This window comes from Gaetbulibacter jejuensis (assembly GCF_039524015.1).
Classification (GTDB): domain Bacteria; phylum Bacteroidota; class Bacteroidia; order Flavobacteriales; family Flavobacteriaceae; genus Gaetbulibacter_B; species Gaetbulibacter_B jejuensis.
In genome coordinates this window covers 1-18632 of the sequence record NZ_BAAAGF010000002.1, presented here as the reverse complement: position 1 = coordinate 18632, position 18632 = coordinate 1, and the positions used below count along the sequence as shown (strand labels likewise).

The 18632-nt window shown below is 32.4% G+C and carries 20 protein-coding genes and 1 tRNA gene; 9 read left to right on the top strand and 12 right to left on the bottom strand.

Annotated features, from left to right (window positions below; all coding sequences use genetic code 11):
• Window positions 1-10 precede the first annotated feature (10 nt).
• The 5 genes from tpiA to ABD011_RS06645 are packed head-to-tail and all read right to left on the bottom strand — an operon-like array spanning window position 11 to window position 4182.
• Window positions 11-760, bottom strand: a complete 750-nt coding sequence (gene tpiA / locus ABD011_RS06665) for a triose-phosphate isomerase (protein ID WP_343796836.1) — start codon at window positions 758-760, stop codon at window positions 11-13.
• Window positions 757-1236 carry a TlpA family protein disulfide reductase gene (locus tag ABD011_RS06660; RefSeq protein ID WP_343796834.1) on the bottom strand — a complete coding sequence of 160 codons (480 nt, stop codon included), beginning with the start codon at window positions 1234-1236 and terminating at the stop codon, window positions 757-759. Before ABD011_RS06660 ends, tpiA begins: the two co-directional genes overlap by 4 nt.
• 11 nt (window positions 1237-1247) lie before the next feature.
• Window positions 1248-2324 carry an ABC transporter permease gene (locus tag ABD011_RS06655; RefSeq protein ID WP_343797822.1) on the bottom strand — a complete coding sequence of 359 codons (1077 nt, stop codon included), beginning with the start codon at window positions 2322-2324 and terminating at the stop codon, window positions 1248-1250.
• A 1-nt stretch (window position 2325) separates the two neighbouring features.
• Window positions 2326-3642: a BT_3928 family protein gene (locus ABD011_RS06650; protein WP_129761532.1), complete on the bottom strand. Its 1317-nt coding sequence runs from the start codon at window positions 3640-3642 to the stop codon at window positions 2326-2328.
• 3 nt (window positions 3643-3645) lie between these two features.
• Window positions 3646-4182, bottom strand: a complete 537-nt coding sequence (locus ABD011_RS06645; protein WP_343796831.1) for a DUF1599 domain-containing protein — start codon at window positions 4180-4182, stop codon at window positions 3646-3648.
• A 99-nt stretch (window positions 4183-4281) separates the two neighbouring features.
• On the opposite strand from ABD011_RS06645, the gene folP reads away from it, so the two are divergent.
• The 5 genes from folP to ABD011_RS06620 are packed head-to-tail and all read left to right on the top strand — an operon-like array spanning window position 4282 to window position 8230.
• Window positions 4282-5103, top strand: coding sequence for a dihydropteroate synthase (gene folP / locus ABD011_RS06640; protein ID WP_343796829.1), 822 nt, complete (start codon window positions 4282-4284; stop codon window positions 5101-5103).
• Entirely contained in the window at window positions 5103-5804 is a 702-nt protein-coding gene (locus tag ABD011_RS06635) for a hypothetical protein (RefSeq protein WP_343796827.1), read from the top strand. The genes folP and ABD011_RS06635 overlap by 1 nt, the downstream gene beginning before the upstream one ends.
• 35 nt (window positions 5805-5839) lie before the next feature.
• The gene (gene cdaA / locus ABD011_RS06630; RefSeq protein WP_131507971.1) at window positions 5840-6622 is read left to right on the top strand and encodes a diadenylate cyclase CdaA; all 783 of its coding nucleotides are present in this window, start codon (window positions 5840-5842) and stop codon (window positions 6620-6622) included.
• Window position 6623: 1 nt separating this feature from the next.
• Window positions 6624-7436 (top strand): DUF3667 domain-containing protein, encoded by an 813-nt coding sequence (locus ABD011_RS06625; protein WP_343796824.1) that lies wholly within the window; start codon window positions 6624-6626, stop codon window positions 7434-7436.
• A 2-nt stretch (window positions 7437-7438) separates the two neighbouring features.
• On the top strand, window positions 7439-8230 hold the full coding sequence (locus ABD011_RS06620; RefSeq protein ID WP_343796822.1) for a DUF3667 domain-containing protein: 792 nt from the start codon (window positions 7439-7441) through the stop codon (window positions 8228-8230).
• Here ABD011_RS06620 and ABD011_RS06615 read toward each other — a convergent pair.
• Both ABD011_RS06615 and truA read right to left on the bottom strand, forming a co-directional pair.
• Complete coding sequence (locus tag ABD011_RS06615) at window positions 8227-9993, bottom strand: ABC transporter ATP-binding protein (protein WP_343796820.1); 1767 nt, start codon at window positions 9991-9993, stop codon at window positions 8227-8229. The genes ABD011_RS06620 and ABD011_RS06615 overlap by 4 nt on opposite strands.
• 9 nt (window positions 9994-10002) lie before the next feature.
• Window positions 10003-10746: a tRNA pseudouridine(38-40) synthase TruA gene (gene truA, locus ABD011_RS06610; protein WP_343796818.1), complete on the bottom strand. Its 744-nt coding sequence runs from the start codon at window positions 10744-10746 to the stop codon at window positions 10003-10005.
• Window positions 10747-10816: 70 nt separating this feature from the next.
• Between truA and ABD011_RS06605 the strand changes: the two genes are divergently transcribed.
• Window positions 10817-11308: a metallophosphoesterase family protein gene (locus ABD011_RS06605; RefSeq protein ID WP_343796816.1), complete on the top strand. Its 492-nt coding sequence runs from the start codon at window positions 10817-10819 to the stop codon at window positions 11306-11308.
• 57 nt (window positions 11309-11365) lie between these two features.
• Here the strand turns inward: ABD011_RS06605 and ABD011_RS06600 are convergent, their stop codons facing one another.
• On the bottom strand, window positions 11366-11776 hold the full coding sequence (locus tag ABD011_RS06600) for a DUF4293 domain-containing protein (RefSeq protein WP_343796814.1): 411 nt from the start codon (window positions 11774-11776) through the stop codon (window positions 11366-11368).
• Window positions 11777-11992: 216 nt separating this feature from the next.
• On the opposite strand from ABD011_RS06600, the gene rho reads away from it, so the two are divergent.
• Window positions 11993-13672, top strand: a complete 1680-nt coding sequence (rho, locus tag ABD011_RS06595) for a transcription termination factor Rho (protein ID WP_335974482.1) — start codon at window positions 11993-11995, stop codon at window positions 13670-13672.
• A 148-nt stretch (window positions 13673-13820) separates the two neighbouring features.
• On the opposite strand, the gene rpsT is transcribed toward rho, so the two are convergent.
• From rpsT to proS, 3 genes are all read right to left on the bottom strand, one after another.
• Window positions 13821-14072: a 30S ribosomal protein S20 gene (gene rpsT, locus ABD011_RS06590; RefSeq protein ID WP_129761520.1), complete on the bottom strand. Its 252-nt coding sequence runs from the start codon at window positions 14070-14072 to the stop codon at window positions 13821-13823.
• A gap of 26 nt (window positions 14073-14098) precedes the next feature.
• Window positions 14099-14170: transfer RNA gene (locus ABD011_RS06585), tRNA-Glu, on the bottom strand.
• Between the two features lie 144 nt (window positions 14171-14314).
• Entirely contained in the window at window positions 14315-15793 is a 1479-nt protein-coding gene (gene proS / locus ABD011_RS06580) for a proline--tRNA ligase (protein WP_343796810.1), read from the bottom strand.
• A gap of 100 nt (window positions 15794-15893) precedes the next feature.
• Here proS and ABD011_RS06575 point away from each other — a divergent pair, with 100 nt between their 5' ends.
• Both ABD011_RS06575 and ABD011_RS06570 read left to right on the top strand, forming a co-directional pair.
• Window positions 15894-16883 (top strand): hypothetical protein, encoded by a 990-nt coding sequence (locus ABD011_RS06575; RefSeq protein ID WP_343796808.1) that lies wholly within the window; start codon window positions 15894-15896, stop codon window positions 16881-16883.
• 31 nt (window positions 16884-16914) lie between these two features.
• Entirely contained in the window at window positions 16915-18432 is a 1518-nt protein-coding gene (locus ABD011_RS06570; protein ID WP_131507991.1) for an OmpP1/FadL family transporter, read from the top strand.
• Window positions 18433-18505: 73 nt separating this feature from the next.
• On the opposite strand, the gene ABD011_RS06565 is transcribed toward ABD011_RS06570, so the two are convergent.
• Window positions 18506-18632: T9SS type B sorting domain-containing protein (locus tag ABD011_RS06565; RefSeq protein WP_343797820.1), on the bottom strand; the 127-nt coding region annotated here is incomplete at its 5' end.

Here is an 18632-nt window from a genome sequence, read left to right as displayed (position 1 = left end):
TTACTTCTAATTAGAACGCATTAACTATCGCAAAAAAGTCTTCTGCTTTTAGTGATGCTCCACCTATTAACCCTCCATCAACATCTGGTTTAGAGAAAATTTCTTTAGCATTATTAGGCTTTACACTTCCTCCATATAATATTGAAACACTATCAGCTACTTCACTGCCATACTTATTAGCCAATGTTGTTCTAATAAATGCGTGCATGTCTTGAGCTTGTTCTGGTGACGCAGTTTCTCCTGTACCAATAGCCCAAACAGGTTCGTAAGCTAATATTATATTACTAAATGCAGACGCTTCTAAATGAAACAAAGCATTTTTAATTTGGCTTTCAACTACATGCTCATGATTACCAGATTTTCTATCACCTAGCTCTTCACCAAAACAAAAAATAACAGTCATTTCATTGTTTAAAGCAGCATCAACTTTTTTAGCCAAAAGCTCATCGGTTTCATTAAAATATGCACGACGTTCACTATGACCTAGTATTACTGTTTTAACTCCAACACTTTTTAGCATGCTTGCACTTATTTCTCCTGTGTAGGCACCATTTTCAGCAAAGTGCATGTTTTGTGCTACAACTTCAATATCGGTTTCTCTTAATGACTGAAAAGCAGGCCACAAATTGGTAAACGTAGGAGCAACCATCACTTGCGCATCAGATGTTTTTGATTGCAATTTTAAATCGGTTATTAATCCTTCTGTTAACGATAAATCGTTATTCATTTTCCAGTTACCTGCTACTATTTTTTTTCTCATTTTAATGCATTTATAAGTTTACTATCGTCGGCTTTCACTGCTTTAAAGAGTTTGATTGCTCCTGTTTCATCAACTACCATATATCTTGGAATCCAATCTAAGTCAATAAAAGTTCCAAAGTCACCTTTCCAACCTGATTGCATAAAATAGTGGTCGCCTTCAACCTGATATTTATCTATTCCTCTCTTCCAGCTATCCATACTCTTGTCCAAAGATAAAAAGACATAGACAACATTGGTGTTATTTTCTTGTAAAGTTTTAACTTTTGGCATGCCTTTTATACAATCTTTACACCAAGATGCCCAAACATCAATTAATATGGTTTTACCTTCGTGCTTGGTAAGTATTTCATTAAATGGTATTGTTTCTCCGCTTAAGGTTACAAATGTATCATTTAAGGCATCTTGCGAAAATTGAGTTGGAGTGTCTTTACTACAGCTTAAAAAGCTAATTAGCGCTACTAATAGAATGTTCATTTTTTTCATTTTTATTGCAATTTTACTTTAGGATCTAACCATGTGTAGATTATGTCGACTAAAATATTAATACTTACAAATACAATTGCAATAACTAATACAGCTCCCATAATTACTGGTAAATCTAAAGTATTTAATGCATTCACGATTTCCTTTCCGAGACCATTCCATCCAAAAATATATTCTACAAAAACAGCTCCTGCTAGCATAGATGCAAACCATCCTGAAATTGCAGTAACCACGGGATTTAATGCGTTTTTTATAGCATGACGTTTTATAACCTGAAATTCGTTTAGTCCTTTTGCTCTAGCTGTTCTTATGTAATCTTGATTAAAGACTTCTAATAGCGAGTTTCTCATAAGTTGTATTACTACTGCTAGTGGACGAATTCCCAATACAATAGCTGGTAGAATAAGGTTTTTCCATTTAATATGCATACGCTCGCCAAAATCATCTAACTCATAAAGGCTTCCTGTCATTTCAAGATTAGTGTATTTATGAAGTACAAACCCAAATAACCACGCAAAGAGTATTGCGCTAAAAAAGGAAGGCACACTCATTCCTAATGTGCTTAGGATTTGAATAATTTTATCAATCCATGTGTCTTTGTACAATGCTGATATAATCCCGAAAATAATCCCTAAAATTATTGCAATTACAATAGCAGAAACAGCCAACACAAAGGTATTAGGAAGCGTTTCTCCAATTACTTGTGTCACCTTTTTTCCTTGTTTGGTAAACGATTCTCTTAGGTAAGGAAATTTTAAAACTGTTGTAGTATTACCAATAGTGAATAGTTTTGAAGATGTGTATTTTCCGTCTCTCAAATACGTATAATCACTTTTTGAAGTTGAATGAAAAGACAAAGGTGACAAATCATTAAGGTAATACAAATACTGGGTTCCTATGGGTTTATCGAAACCATATTTTGCTTTAACAATTGCTAGCTGTTTGCTGTCTTCGTTTTGACCTAACATCATTTGAGCAGGATCTCCTGGTAAGACATTAAACAGAAAAAAGATTACCGTAACTACTCCTAATAAGGTAAGTATTGCATAAAAGGCTTTATTTAGGAAATAGCTTATCAGATTACTCCTTTTTTAAAACAGCTTCAACAAATGATGTATAGTTGGTTTTATTTGCTGCATTAATTGAATCCAAAACATCGCCTTCGTTTCTTTCCTTTAGAACATACATTGCTTCAATATCATCTTTAGTTAAAGCTTCTACTTCTTCTTTGGTTGATATTTCGCCATCAATTAAATATACTGTTCCATCATCTTTAATAACTTCCTGCTTACGCTCAACCTTTGGCAACTCAATATCTTCAATATCATTCCAATGTTCTTTTTGAAGTACTGTTCCTTTTTCTAATACCAATACTCCAGGATTAGAACGCACAATAGTTTTTAGCACTTTTTCATCACACAAATAGAAATCGAAATTTAAGTCGTAATCCTTTTTAATTTGTGCTTTTACATCGTTTCCAGATGCAGAAAGCCCAATAACAGTATAACCGTTTTCAATAGCTTTATCTGACACTGCTTTAAGTTTTTTAAGTCCATCAACTTCAGCAGACTCTAAGCTATAACTCGTTATCATTACAAGGTGGTCTTCTTCAAGAAATTGAGTGGTTAAATCTTCATCGTCAGACTCTATAGAGAAATCCAATATAGAAGGTTCATATCCTTTTTCAATAACCTTGGTTTCATAACTTATAAGTTTTCCTTCAACTGTTGGATAAGACCCATTAGTCACGAATTCTTTTTCTTCACCATTGACATCAAATAACCATGTCCATTCCATAACAGGTTTTTTAGCGCCTTCTGGAATTGTCATATTATCTTGTATGTTGCTTCCTATTTTGTAGGCTCTAAAATCAAATACAGGTAAGTGCATTAACACATGGTAAGCAAACCATAAACATGCTATAAAACTTAATAGCGATGCAACGGTTAGTCCTAATTTTCCAAAAATTGGTTTGATATGTTTTACTCCAAAAAACAGGATTAAAATAAGTATTAGCAGAATAACATCTTTGGTAAATGATTCCCAAGGTGTAAGTTTTAAGAAATCACCAAAGCAACCACAGTCTTTTACTTTATCAAAATAGGCTGCATAAAAGGTTAAAAATGTGAAGAACACAATCATTGCCAAAAGGCTCCAAACAGTAAACTTAGGTTTATAACCTATGAGTAAAAATATACCTAAAACTACTTCAAAAATAACCACAAAAATGGAGATCCCTAAAGCATAAGGCTCTAAAAAAGGAATATTAAGTACGTCATAACTAAAATACTCTTGGAGTTTATACGAAAACCCTAACGGATCGTTAAGTTTTATAAAACCTGAGAATATAAAAAGTGCTCCAACAAGCAATCTACTAACATTTACTATAAATTTCATGTGTTATTCTTTTAAGTGAATCATTGCAAAAACAGCGTAGTTTATCATATCTTGATAATTAGCACCTATACCTTCGCTAACCAGTGTTTTTCCTGCGTTATCTTCAATTTGTTTTACGCGCAATAGTTTTTGTAAAATTAAATCGGTTAATGAGCTTACGCGCATTTCTCTCCAAGCTTCACCATAATCGTGGTTTTTATCCATCATTAATTGCTTGGTAATGCCTATTTTTTCATCATACAATTCAGTAGCTTCTTCAACCGATAAATCTGGCTGTTCTACAACACCTTTGTCTAACTGTATAAGCGCCATAATGCAATAGTTTATTATACCTATAAACTCACTGGTTTCGCCTTCATCAACTTTTCGTATGTCGTTTTGCTGAAGACTTCTAATACGTTGCGCTTTTATAAAAATTTGGTCGGTTAACGACGGTAATCTTAATATTCTCCATGCACTTCCGTAGTCTTTCATTTTATTAACAAATAAGTCTCGGCATGTTTTTATAACGTCGTCGTACTGTTTTGAGGTATCTTGCATTTAAAACATTTAATTTTCCGTAAATTTCGCATAAAAAAGTTTAAAGTTCAAAGTTTAGCCTTTAAAGTTTGCTACTATTAACACTTCAAATTCTTATTTATGACTATTAATTGCAAAGGGCAACTTATAGATTTAAGCACACCTCAAGTAATGGGTATTTTAAATGTAACTCCAGATTCGTTTTATGATGGTGGAAAATACAAAAACGAAAGTGAGCTACTCTCTCAAATATATGTAATGCTTAAAGATGGAGCAAGGTTTATAGATATTGGTGCTTACAGCTCAAGACCTAATGCTGAACATGTTTCTGAAACCGAAGAGTTAAAACGCATACTTCCAATTATTGAACTAACTTTAAAAGAATTTCCTGATGTTTTAATTTCGGTTGACACCTTTAGAAGTGCCGTTGCTAAACATGCTATCAACTCTGGAGCTGCCTTGATAAACGATATTTCAGCAGGCTTATTGGATCAAGATATGCTTAAAACCATTGCCCAATTGCAAGTACCATATATTATGATGCACATGAGAGGTACACCTCAAACTATGCAACAATATACAAGCTATGATGATTTGGTAAAAAATATTTTATTTTACTTTTCTGAAAGAATAACTGCCGCAAGAGCTCTTGGTATTATCGATATTATTGTAGATCCTGGTTTTGGTTTTGCCAAAACTACCGAACAAAACTTTGAGCTACTAAACAAACTCGACCTTTTTAAAATGCTTGAATTACCATTATTGGCTGGAGTGTCTAGAAAATCGATGATTTACAAAACCTTAAACAACACTCCAAAAGAAGCTTTAAATGGCACAACAGTTTTAAATACTGTTGCCTTACAAAAAGGAGCAACTATTTTAAGAGTACATGATGTTAAGGAAGCTATGGAATGTATAAAACTTACAAATCTATTACACTAATGAAAATCAAATTCTATATAGTAATACTAACTGCTTTATGCTTATCCTGTGGAAAAGACAAAATTGTTTTGCTGCCAGAAATTAATAAGGCAAAAATTACAGAAGTAAAAGATGTATCTTCAGCTTATTTGTTTTACGATGAAACCCAACCAGATAGTCTAGAACTCAACCGAAAAAACTTAATTAGCACCACCAATTGGCTGGTTAATGTTGATAAGCGATTAACACTAGAACAAGCTATACCCAAAATAAAATTTTTACAAGACAAAAAGAGAAATGCTGAAATGCATAAAAATGAAAATGCTAAAAACTATTATAGTTGCAATGATACTAGCATTAAAAACTTAGGGTTTATAGAGTTTACTGATGTGGTCTATTGGGAAGAATCTTCAGTTGGCATACAAAAAAAGACGTCTCAACTTCCTAAAGACAATACTATAGCTATACATCTAAAGTTAGGTTTAGATAAAAAAATTCATATTTCTAACACCAATGATGAATTAAGTATTAAAACAATACATTATTCTGAGTTTGAAAATCATCTTACAAACTTGAAACACCAATTTCCTAACAAGGCAATTAGCATTAAGCTAAACTTTGATGAAAAATTAAGTATTCAAGACTACATCACTTTTAAATCGCTTGTTTCTAACATAAAACTAGATTCAATAACAATAGATAACAACGAATTTATTTATTAATCATATTTTGTTACATTTACACAAACGCCTTAACCTTGGATAAATTCAAATTTTGGGATTTTACGCTTATAGACTTTATCGACGTGTTTCTCGTCGCTATTTTACTCTACTATGTATATAAGCTAGTAAAAGGTACTGTTGCCATAAATATTTTTATAGGAATTATAGTAATTTACTCCGTTTGGAAACTTACCGATTTACTCAACATGAATATGCTTCATAATATTTTTGATGGGTTTATGAAAGTAGGAATTATAGCCTTAATAGTAGTATTTCAACCCGAAATACGGAAATTTCTGCTTATGGTTGGATCTACGAATTTAGGTGGTAAACGAAAATTCTTTAGTAAAATACGGTTCTTAAAAACCGAAGTTGAAACTGAAACAGATATTGACGCCATAATTGCTGCATGCAACAAAATGGGAACGACTCAAACTGGAGCTTTAATTGTTTTAGAACGCAATAATAATCTTGATTTTTTAACAGGAACTGGAGACAATATGAATATCTCGGTTACTCAAGCCATTATTGAAAGTATATTCTTTAAAAACAGTCCGCTGCACGATGGAGCCATAATTATTGAAAACAATGTGGTAAAAGCAACTCGTGTTATTTTACCTGTAAATAACGAGAAAAATATTCCGCAACGTTTTGGTTTAAGACATAGAGCAGCTATTGGAATTACCGAAAAAACTGATGCCTTAGCGATTGTTGTTAGTGAAGAAACTGGACAAATTTCATATATTAAAAATGGTGAGTTTGTGATGTATAATGACACTGCTAATCTCACTGAAATGATTAAAAAAGATATGGTATAAAATGAATTGCAAAAACTGTAATACTAACCTTGCAGTAGAGCAAAATTATTGCTTTGAATGTGGCGCTAAAGTTATTAGAAATCGCTTAACTCTTGCTAATATTTTTTCTGAAGTAAAAGAGCACCTTTTTCAATATGACAATAAGCTTTTACAAACATTCATTTTGCTTTTTAAAAAACCCGAAGCTGTTATTGTAAGTTATATTAATGGCACTAGAAAAAAGTATATTAACGTTATACAGTATTTTGCCATTTCGCTTACACTTATTGGTATTCAAGTATTTTTACTCAACACCTTTTTTAAGGATGTGCTTTTTAACGACTTCTCCTTTTTAAGTAATTTTGACAGTGAAACAACTAGCTCATCTGAATTTATAAAAGACCAAGTTAATATTCAGCAAAATGTCTCTAATTATCAAAACCTAATTTACATAATAACCGTTCCTGTTTCAGCACTTGCAACTTGGGCTGCTCATTACCTTACCAACTACAGACAGTTTAATTTCACCGAACATATAGTTATTAACCTTTATTATTCGTCACAGGTTATTATTGTTACAGCATTGCTTAACATCATTTTTTTATGTGCTGGAGCTAATTATTACTTAGTAAGCTCTTTAATTTCTTTTCTCTCTGTTATTTATTACATCTATATATTTAAACGAGTTATTGGAGCTGGTTTTTGGCAAACTTTAGCCAATATGCTAGTTATGTTTTTTATATACGCTATCATTTCTTTAATCCTATTATCTCCTATAATAATTAATGGTATAAAAGAAGGAATTGATGCAGCTAATAAAGTAAAAGGCGCATAAGTATGAATTGTAAAAACTGTAATATTACTTTATCTGAAAACAGCGATTATTGCAATGCTTGTGGCGGAAAAGTAATAAGAAACAGACTTAATTTTAAGAATTTATTTGAACACATTAGCGAAACATTTTTTAATTACGACAACAAGCTACTACGTACTATTATCGACTTATTTAAAAAACCCGAAGCTGTTATTGTAAGTTATATTGAAGGTGTTAGAAAACGTTATGTAAACCCTATTAGTTTTTTTGGTGTCGCATTAACCCTAAGTGGTCTTTACGTTTTAGCTTTAAATAAGTTTTTTCCTGAAATCATGGATTTTTCTGCAATAACACCAAAAGGTCAAGAAGAAATGCAACAACGCAACATGAGTTTTTTACAAGAGTATCAATCTATTGTTATGATGCTATATGTACCTATCTATGCGTTAATTGCAAAACTGACTTTTATTGGACTAAAAAAATTCAACTACACCGAAATGGTTGTTGTGTTTATGTACATACAAGCACAAATATCTGTTGTTTCTGCAGCAATAGTAATTATAGGCGCTTTTTTTGGTATAACTTATGGTGTAATGAGCTTGTTTTTGCTTCCGTTAATGATATTATATTCAGCGTATTGCTTACAAAGAATTTATAGACTGAGTTTAAAACATTTATTACTAAGAGGCTTACTATTTATTTTTATTTTAATACTTTTCTTTATTGCCCTTAGTATTGGAATGTTTGTTATAATGTATTTAAATGGTGATTTTCAACAAATTATTGAAACTCAAAAAGCTGCTCAAGGTTCTTAAGCCAGTTCTTCTTTCATAAACTGCACTTCGTATAGGTTTTTGTAATAACCATTTTCTTTTTTAAGAAGCGTTTTATGTGTACCTTCTTCAACAATTTTACCAGCATCCATTACAATAATTTTGTCTGCTTTTTTAATGGTTGCTAACCTATGAGCAATAACTATTGATGTTCTACCTTTAGTAATTTTATCGGTTGCATCTTGTATTAATTGCTCAGAATAAGAATCTACCGAAGAGGTAGCTTCATCTAACACCAAAATACTTGGATTAGTAACATAAGCTCTTAAAAATGATATTAACTGACGTTGACCTGAAGATAGCATCACACCTCTTTCTTTAACATTATAATGATAACCATTAGGCAAACTCATTATAAAATCATGAATTCCAATATCTTTTGCTGCTTGTTGCACTTCAGTTTCCGTAACGGTATCGTTATTAAGTGTAATATTATTTAAAATCGTATCAGCAAACAAAAACACATCTTGCAATACCACTGCAATTTGTGCGCGTAACGATTGCAAAGTCATGCTCTTTATATTGACACTATCAACACAAATTTCACCTTTTTGAATATCGTAAAACCGATTTAACAAATTAATAATTGTAGACTTTCCTGCTCCTGTAGCACCAACAATAGCTATGGTTTGTCCAGCTTCTACATTAAAAGATATACCTTTAAGAACTTCTTCATTTTCTATATAAGAAAAATGCACGTCTTTAAAAGTTATGTCTCCTTTAAATTGTGTTGCTACCACATTACCACTATCATCAATTTGAGATGTAGTATCCAATACCTTAAATACTCTATCAGCAGCAACCATTCCCATTTGTAGTGTATTGAACTTATTAGCTATTTGGTTAAGCGGTCTAAACAACATAGGAATCATCATGATAAAAGCAGTAAGTTCACCAAGAGAAGCTGTACTATCCATAATTACATTAAGTCCTCCATACCAAACAACCAATCCTAATGTTATTGATGATAAAAATTCTGCAATAGGAAAGAAAATAGAGTTATACCATACAGTTTTTAACCAACCTTTTTTATGACGTTCATTAATTGCCATAAACTTTTTATATTCTGTATCTTCTCTTGTAAACAACTGAAGTATTTTCATACCTGTAACACGTTCTTGAACAAAACTATTTAGGTTAGACACTTCAGTTCTTACATCTTGAAAAGCTAATTTCATATACTTCTGAAAAATCTTGGTAGCAAACAATACAATTGGTAATGTAGTAAATACAATAAGGCTCAATTTCCAATTCATTGAAAACATCATAATAGCTACAGCTAACATTTTCAACACATCGCTAAAAATCATAAACAAGCCTTCACCAAAAATATCAGCAATACGCTCCATATCGGTAACTGCTCTAGTAATCAAAACACCTACTGAAGAGTTATCAAAATATTTCATTTTAAAACTCAACATGTGTTTAAACAACTTTACTCGTATGTCCTTAACTACAGATTGCCCTAGCCAACTTGCATAATAAATAAAAAGAAGTTGAGAAATAACTTCTAAAACTAAAAGCGCAATCATGATAATGATGTAAAACAAAAAGCCATCATACTCTTGCAAAGCAATTTTTGTATCTATAGCTAATTGAAGCACTTTAGGTCTAAAAACTCCAAAAACAGACAGTCCAATAACAAAAATTAAGGTACCAAAAAACACAAGCTTGTAAGGTTTTACAAACTTTAGTAATCGTTTAAAAAGTTTTATATCAAAAACGTCTGCTCCTTTTTTAGACATATATAGTTTTTATTTCTTTATCGTATCAGGATACTTTACTTCGGTTAAATACAGTCCATGAGCAGGAACCGAAAAACCTGCTTCACTCCTATTTTTTGATTTTATAATATCATGCAATTCCTCAACGGTAGTTTTACCTAATCCAATATTCACCATAGTACCAACTATGGCTCTTACCATATTTCTAAGAAAACGGTCAGCAGTAATTACAAAGGTTAACTCTCCGCTATCATTAATCCATCGTGCATGCTTTATAATGCAATTATACGTCTTTACATCTGTATTTGTTTTAGAAAAACATTGAAAATCTTTATACTGCAATAAAACATCGCAGGCTGCATTCATTTTTTCTACATCCAACGGAAGTTGTAACAAGTAAGCATAATCAAAAGTAAACACATTTTTACGATTGGAAACCTTGTAATGATATGTTCTCTCTGTAGCATCAAAACGCGCATGAGCATTGTTAGTCACCAAAAACATGTTGTGTATTGCCACATCTTTAGGTAAAAATGAGTTTAGCTTATAGGTTAAATCCTGAGTATTTAATTCTATTTCAGAATCAAAATGGGCAAACATTTGCGATGCATGCACGCCTGCATCAGTTCTTCCAGCTCCAACAATATCTGTTTTTTGCTGCAATAACGTTGAAAGTGCTTTCTCTATAACTTCTTGTACAGAAATAGCATTAGGCTGATTTTGCCAACCATGATATGCTTTTCCGTTATATGACAATTCGATAAAATATCTCAATGGAAACTTCTACTTTTGTAAATGACAAAGATAATTAGTTTTCTGAGTTAACATTTTACATTAACATTATATGAAGAAAATTCTTCTACTTTCAGACACACATAGTCACATTGACGACACCATTTTAAAATATGTAAAACAAGCCGACGAGGTTTGGCATGCTGGTGATATTGGTGACTTAAGTGTTACTGATGCCATTAAAGCACTTAAACCTTTACGAGCTGTATATGGTAATATTGATGACGCTAAAGCTAGAGTTGAATTTCCTGAGCATAATAGGTTTATGTGTGAGGATGTTGATGTATGGATAACTCATATTGGTGGTTATCCTAGCAGATATAATCCACGGGTAAAACCTGAAATTTACAACAATCCGCCTAATCTGTTTATTTGTGGACATTCACATATTTTAAAAGTAATGCCTGATAAAAAACTCAATATATTGCATATGAATCCTGGTGCAGTTGGCAAACACGGTTTTCATAAAGTACGAACAATGCTTCGTTTTACTATTGATGGAGAAAAAATTGATAACCTAGAAGTTATTGAGTTAAAGCGATAAAAAAAGCCCAAGATCTTCACCTTGGGCTTACGCACTAAATTAATTAAGATATAAGGTTTATCGTAATCTATCCACAGATTTTACAAGATCTTCATCCTTTTTGATGGCTTTATTGGCTAAAACCAAAAATACGATAGAAAAAATAGGTAGAAGAATCCCAATACCTTTCTCAGAAACATCAGCTTCTCCAGATAAGTTTAGCGATTGATATACAAATAATCCTAATAAAATAAAGTTTAATATGATGTTAAGTCGTCCCAAAACAAATTGCGACTTCCTATTTTTATATCTAAATATTGAAACCAAAGATAAAAAAGCTGAAGCCAAAAACAAACCTAAATAAAGATTGTTGTCTTTTACAAAAACCAGCACATCCGAAGCATTAGTCCATAAATGAAAAACAAATATTAGACCAGCTGAGATACCAGCAGAAATTAATAAATAAACAGTTTGAATACGTTGAAGCATCTACTTTTTTAAAATTTAAAGCACAAAATTAGTAGTTTCTTTTTAAAACATATACTTGTTTTTAAAATAAAATTGTATTATTGCAGTAGTAATTTGTTACACACAACAGTTTCAGGTTATTAATCTTCAAGATTTTTTTCTAGTTTTTCCCTTTTATTTCAAAATAGAGAATATTCAGATTAAATCTATTCAATAAAAATTATTCAATAAACATACATGTTTGAAATTTCGCAATTAAAAGAAAAAAAGCTTTCTGAGTTACAGGAAATAGCTCAAAAACTGAACGTTCCTAAATACCGTTCATTAAAAAAATTGGATTTAGTATATCAAATACTAGATTATCAGGCTGCAAACCCTGATGCTCTTAAAAATGAGGCTCCAGCATCTAACGAGAGCAGTAAAAGCAAAAAAACTACCGAAAGAAAACCTAGACAACCAAGGCAGAGAATTCAAAAAAAACCTGCCGATCAACAGTCTAAGGAGCAGCAAAAAATAGAGTTTTCTGAGTCTAAAAAAGAGAACAGCAATAACAATAACAGTAAAGACAACCAAAAACCTACTGCGAAAGACAATAAAAGACAGTCTCAAAAAGACAACTCGAACCAAAAACAGCAAACTCAAAAAGACAGCGCTAACAACAAACAGCAAGCTCAAAAAGACAACACCAACAATAAGCAACAGCGCTCTAAAGACAATAACCAAAATAACAATTCCAATAACAATAATGGGAATAACGGTAATAAAGACAACCGTAACCGTTATAGAGAACCAGATTTTGAGTTTGATGCTATAATACAAAGTGAGGGTGTACTTGACATCATGCAAGATGGATATGGGTTTTTACGCTCTTCTGACTACAACTATTTATCATCTCCTGATGATATTTATGTATCTCAATCTCAAATTAGATTATTTGGATTAAAAACTGGAGATACAGTTTTAGGTCATGTAAGACCTCCTAAAGAAGGTGAAAAATATTTCCCTCTTATTAAAGTGAGTAAAATAAATGGTCAAAAACCCGAAGTTGTAAGAGACAGAGTATCTTTTGAGCACTTAACCCCTCTATTCCCTCAGGAAAAATTTAATATCGCTGAAAAGCAAAGTACTATTTCAACCAGAATTATGGATTTGTTCTCTCCTATTGGAAAAGGACAACGTGGTATGATTGTTTCACAACCTAAAACTGGTAAAACTATGCTTCTTAAAGATGTTGCAAATGCTATTGCTGCAAATCATCCTGAAGTATATCAAATGATTTTACTTATCGATGAGCGTCCTGAAGAAGTAACAGACATGCAACGTAATGTTCGTGGCGAAGTTATTGCTTCAACTTTTGATAAAGAAGCTCACGAACATGTAAAAATCGCTAACATAGTCCTTGAAAAAGCTAAACGATTAGTCGAGTGTGGACACGATGTTGTAATCCTTTTAGATTCGATTACTCGTTTGGCAAGAGCATACAACACTGTTCAACCTGCATCAGGTAAAATATTAAGTGGTGGTGTTGATGCTAATGCATTACATAGACCGAAAAGATTCTTTGGAGCTGCTAGAAATATTGAAAATGGAGGTTCATTAACAATTATAGCTACAGCACTTACCGAAACTGGTTCAAAAATGGATGAAGTAATTTTTGAAGAGTTTAAAGGTACAGGAAACATGGAATTGCAATTAGATAGAAAAATATCTAACCGTAGAATTTTCCCTGCTATTGATCTTACATCTTCAAGTACACGTCGTGACGACTTATTACTTGATGACAATACCATTCAAAGAATGTGGGTAATGCGAAAATACCTAGCAGACATGAATCCTGTTGAAGCAATGGAGTTTATTAACGAGCGTTTTAAACAAACCAAAAACAATGAAGAGTTTTTAATCTCTATGAATGGTTAATAAATAAAGACCCTAATAATAAAATATTAAAAACCCATGGAGTTTTCCATGGGTTTTTTATTTGCTTTATAGTAACTGTAAACTTAATCAATAAAAAAAGCCTTTTCAATGAAAAGGCTTTTAAAATATCTTTTAATAGTAATTCTTCTTATAGAGAAGCTACATGCTTAGCTAAACCTGATTTTAAGTTAGCTGCTTTGTTTGCATGAATAACATTTTTCTTAGCTAACTTATCAATCATAGAAACTACTGTAGGATAAAAATCCTGAGCATCTTTAGCTGTTTCCATTTCACGTAATTTCTTAATAGCATTACGTGTAGTTTTATGCTGATACCTGTTAGTTAAACGCTTTGCTTCGTTACTTCTTATTCTTTTTAATGCTGACTTATGATTTGCCATTTTACTTTTTCCTTATTAAAAAATTGTAGCCCGTAGGGGAATCGAACCCCTCTTACCAGGATGAAAACCTGGCGTCCTAGCCGATAGACGAACGGGCCATTAAATTTTGAAAGCACAAATTTAATTATAAAATTTAAATATGCAACAATCTTTAAATGAACATGCAATTTCCTCATTGCGGATGCAAAAATACAACTATTTTTAAATGTTGCAATAGCTAATCAATTTTTTTTCAAAAAAAATTAATATGCCTTTGCAAATAGCACTCTTCTTTTTGATGGGTTACCAGTAAATACGCATACTCCAGCCTCTTCTTCTCCATCTTGAGGAATACATCTAATTGTTGCTTTTGTTAACTCCTTAATTTTTTGCTCTGTTTCAGGAGTTCCATCCCAATGCGCTGATATAAAACCTGTTTTATTCTCTAAAACGTCTTTAAACTCATCAAACGTCTCAACTTTTGTGATATGACTATTTCTAAAATTTAAAGCTTTATTAAATAATTCTTCTTGTATGGTAACTAGTAATTTTGAGATTAAAGTAGGTAAACCATCAAGGTTTACAATTTCTTTTGTTAAAGTGTCTCTTCTGGCTAATTCAACAGTTCCATTTTCTAAATCTTTAGGTCCAATAGCAATTCGCAGAGGAACACCTTGTAATTCATGCTGAGCAAATTTTGCTCCTGGTCTATGTGTTTCTCTTCCATCAAACTTGCAGCTTACTCCTAAAGCTTTTAAATCGTTTTTTATAGTATTTGCTAGATCAGAAATCTGTTTTAACTGCTCATCATTTTTATATATAGGAACAATAACCACTTGTGTTGGTGCTAAATTAGGAGGTAAAACCAAACCTTTATCATCACTATGTGTCATTATTAAAGCTCCCATTAAACGTGTAGACACTCCCCAAGAAGTAGCCCAAACATAGTCTAGCTTTCCTTCATTATTTGTAAACTTTACATCAAATGCTTTTGCAAAGTTTTGCCCAAGAAAATGCGATGTTCCTGCTTGTAAAGCCTTACCATCTTGCATTAAAGCTTCAATACAATAAGTTTCTACTGCTCCAGCAAAACGTTCGCTTTCGGTCTTTAATCCTTTAATAACTGGAATAGCCATAAAGTTTTCAGCAAATTCAGCATACACATTGTTCATTTGTTCGGCTTCAGCTAATGCTTCTGCTTCTGTTGCGTGAGCTGTATGTCCTTCTTGCCACAAAAATTCTGCAGTACGCAAAAACAAACGTGTACGCATTTCCCAACGTACAACATTTGCCCATTGGTTAATAAGTATAGGTAAGTCTCTATAGCTTTGAATCCAACCTTTATAGGTGTTCCATATAATTGCTTCACTAGTTGGACGCACAACTAATTCTTCTTCTAATCTCGCTTCTGGATCGACCCTTAATTTTCCTTCATTATCAGGGTCATTTTGTAATCTATAATGTGTTACAACAGCACATTCTTTTGCAAACCCTTCGGCATTCTTTTCTTCAGCTTCAAATAAACTTTTAGGTACAAATAGTGGAAAATATGCGTTTTGATGACCTGTTTCTTTAAACATTCTATCTAATTCAGCTTGCATTTTTTCCCATATTGCATATCCATATGGTTTTATAACCATGCATCCTCTAACTGCTGAATTCTCAGCCATATCAGCCTTTACGACCAATTCGTTATACCATTTAGAATAATCTTCTGCTCTACTTGTGAGATTTTTGCTCATTGTAAGTATTTTGGCACAAAAATTGTGCGTATGTTAAATAAAAAAATAGTTCAACAAAACTAACTATTTTTGTAATGTTCAACAATAAAATTATACAGTTATGCAATTTAAAAATTACATCATATCAAAATTGCCATTTTTTGTTGCACTAAGCTTTGCTTTTGTTTTAGCTTCTTGTGGTTCATACCAATATGTTGGTTATGACAATGATGGTATATACAATTCTGATGGAGTTGTTTATGAAGAAGACACTTATCAAGAAACTACAAGCGCTAGCGGCAGCTACTACAAAAATTATTTTGCTGAAAAATCTCAACAATACGAAAGCATTCCTGAGGAAAATATAATATTCACAGATATTGAATCTTACGAAGGAAATTACACTGAAGAAGAAGATACAACCGATGAGTACAATGGATATGCTGGTTGGGGACAAGATAGCGATAACATCACCATAAATGTGTATTCTAATTATGGATGGAATAATTGGGGTTACTACAATTATTGGGGTTGGAATAGACCTTTTTATTCATGGAATAGATGGAACACTTGGGGATGGAATTCTTGGGGTTGGAACAATTGGGCTTGGAACTCTGGCTGGGGATATTATGGCTACAATTCGTTTTGGGGTAACCCATATTACAATGGCTTCTATTATGGAGGTTATTACAATCGACCATACTACTACAATGGATACCGAAATGGGTATGCATACAATCGTGTAAACTCAAGACGTGGTCAAATTAACAATGCTTACAATTCTAGACGTTCTAATTCTGTAATAAATAATAGTCGTATTGGGAGAACCAATCGTTCTACATTAACTAGACCTAGAAGTACCACTACAAGAACTAGAGTAAATTCTTCTACAACGAGAAGAAATAGTTCTATCACGCCAAATAGAACTAGAGTTAATACAAGATCTAACAACTCTGTAAGACCTAGATCAAATTCTACAAGAACAAGAGTTAACTCTTCATCGACAAGAACTAGAGTAAATTCATCATCTAGAAGTTCTTCAGTAAGAAGCTCTTCTGGTTCTTCATCGCGTAGTAGTGGTAGCAGAGGTTCATCTGGAAGAAGACGATAATATTCCCTAAAATATTAAATTAAAAATTGATATGAAAAAGTTAAGTTTACTATTCATAGGCATACTATCTATGTCTAATGTTATGGCTCAAGATATATCTGATGCGTTGAGATATTCTTCAGACGAAATTCAAGGAACAGCGCGATTTAGAGCTATGAGTGGAGCTTTTGGAGCTCTTGGTGGAGATATGTCTGCCGTTAGTTTAAATCCTGCAGGAGCAGCTGTATTTACTAGAAGTCATGCTTCGGCTTCTGTTTCCATTTTAAGCACCAACAACGATGTTAATTATTTTGGAGAAATGCGATCTTCATCTGACTCTAAATTTGATCTTCATCAAACTGGAGCTGCTTTTGTTTTTAATAACACTAATCAAAATTCACCATGGAGAAAGTTTGTATTTAGTATTGCTTATGATAAAGTTGCTAATTATGATAACGATTGGTTTGCAACTGGAACAAGTACAAATTCAATAGATTCTTACTTTTTGTCTTATGCACATGGTTTGAGGCTTGATGAAATTTCTGCCTTTGCAGGCGAAAGCTATACTGACGCTTATGCTGATATTGGCTCTGCTTACGGTTTTAATAACCAACAAGCTTTTTTAGGTTATGAATCCTATATTCTTGAACCAAACAGTGATACTGATGATAACACTTCTTATTTTTCAAATATTGCTCCTGGAAGTTTTGAACACGATTACAGTTATCTTGCGACTGGATATAATGGCAAGTTTACATTTAACTTTGCTTCACAATTTAAAGACAAGTTATATATAGGTCTTAACCTAAATACTCACTTCATCAATTATGAACGATACACTTATTTGAATGAATTTAATTCAAACGAAGGATCTTTGGTTAACGAAGTTGGGTTTGAAAATTCGCTATTCACCACAGGAACTGGTTTTTCTTTTCAGTTAGGAGCGATTACAAAGCTTACAGAAGAACTTAGAGTAGGATTAACCTATAACTCTCCTACTTGGTTTAGTATTGAAGAAGAAACTACTCAATATCTTGCTACAGTTAGAAATGATGGAGGTTCAAACATCACTCAAGTAATTAACCCAGCTATTATTAATGTTTTTCCAAGATACAGATTACAATCTCCTGGTAAATTAACAGGAAGTTTAGCTTATGTTTTTGGAGAGCAAGGTTTAATTAGTTTTGATTATTCTAGAAAAGATTACTCAAACACTAAATTCAAGCCAACTTCTGATACTTATTTTTCTGCTCAAAATGATATTATTAGTAATACACTTAAAGCCGCATCTACATATAGATTTGGTGGAGAATACAGATATAAGCAAATAAGTTTTAGAGGTGGTTATCGTTTTGAAGAAAGCCCATACGAAGATGATTCTTTTTATGGTGATCTTACTGGGTATTCTCTAGGTTTAGGATATAATTTTGGTGATATAAAATTAGATTTAGCTTTTGATCAATCTGACAGAGAGATTAACCATCAATTCTATAGTGTTGGTCTTACAAATGCAGCTCTTTTAGATTCTAAAAACTCTAACGTAACTTTATCTTTAGCTTTCAATTTATAGAAAGTATATAACACATAAAAAAGAAAAAGGCTGAATAAAAATTCAGCCTTTTCTTTTTATAAACTTCTTTGGTTTATCGTTTCAAAGTAAAGTGAGCTTTAAACTCTTTTCTCTGCCCACCAATTGGTTCGTCGTACTCTACTACAAACCAGTAATCACTTGATGGCATTGGGTTTCCATTGTAGGTTCCATCCCATCCT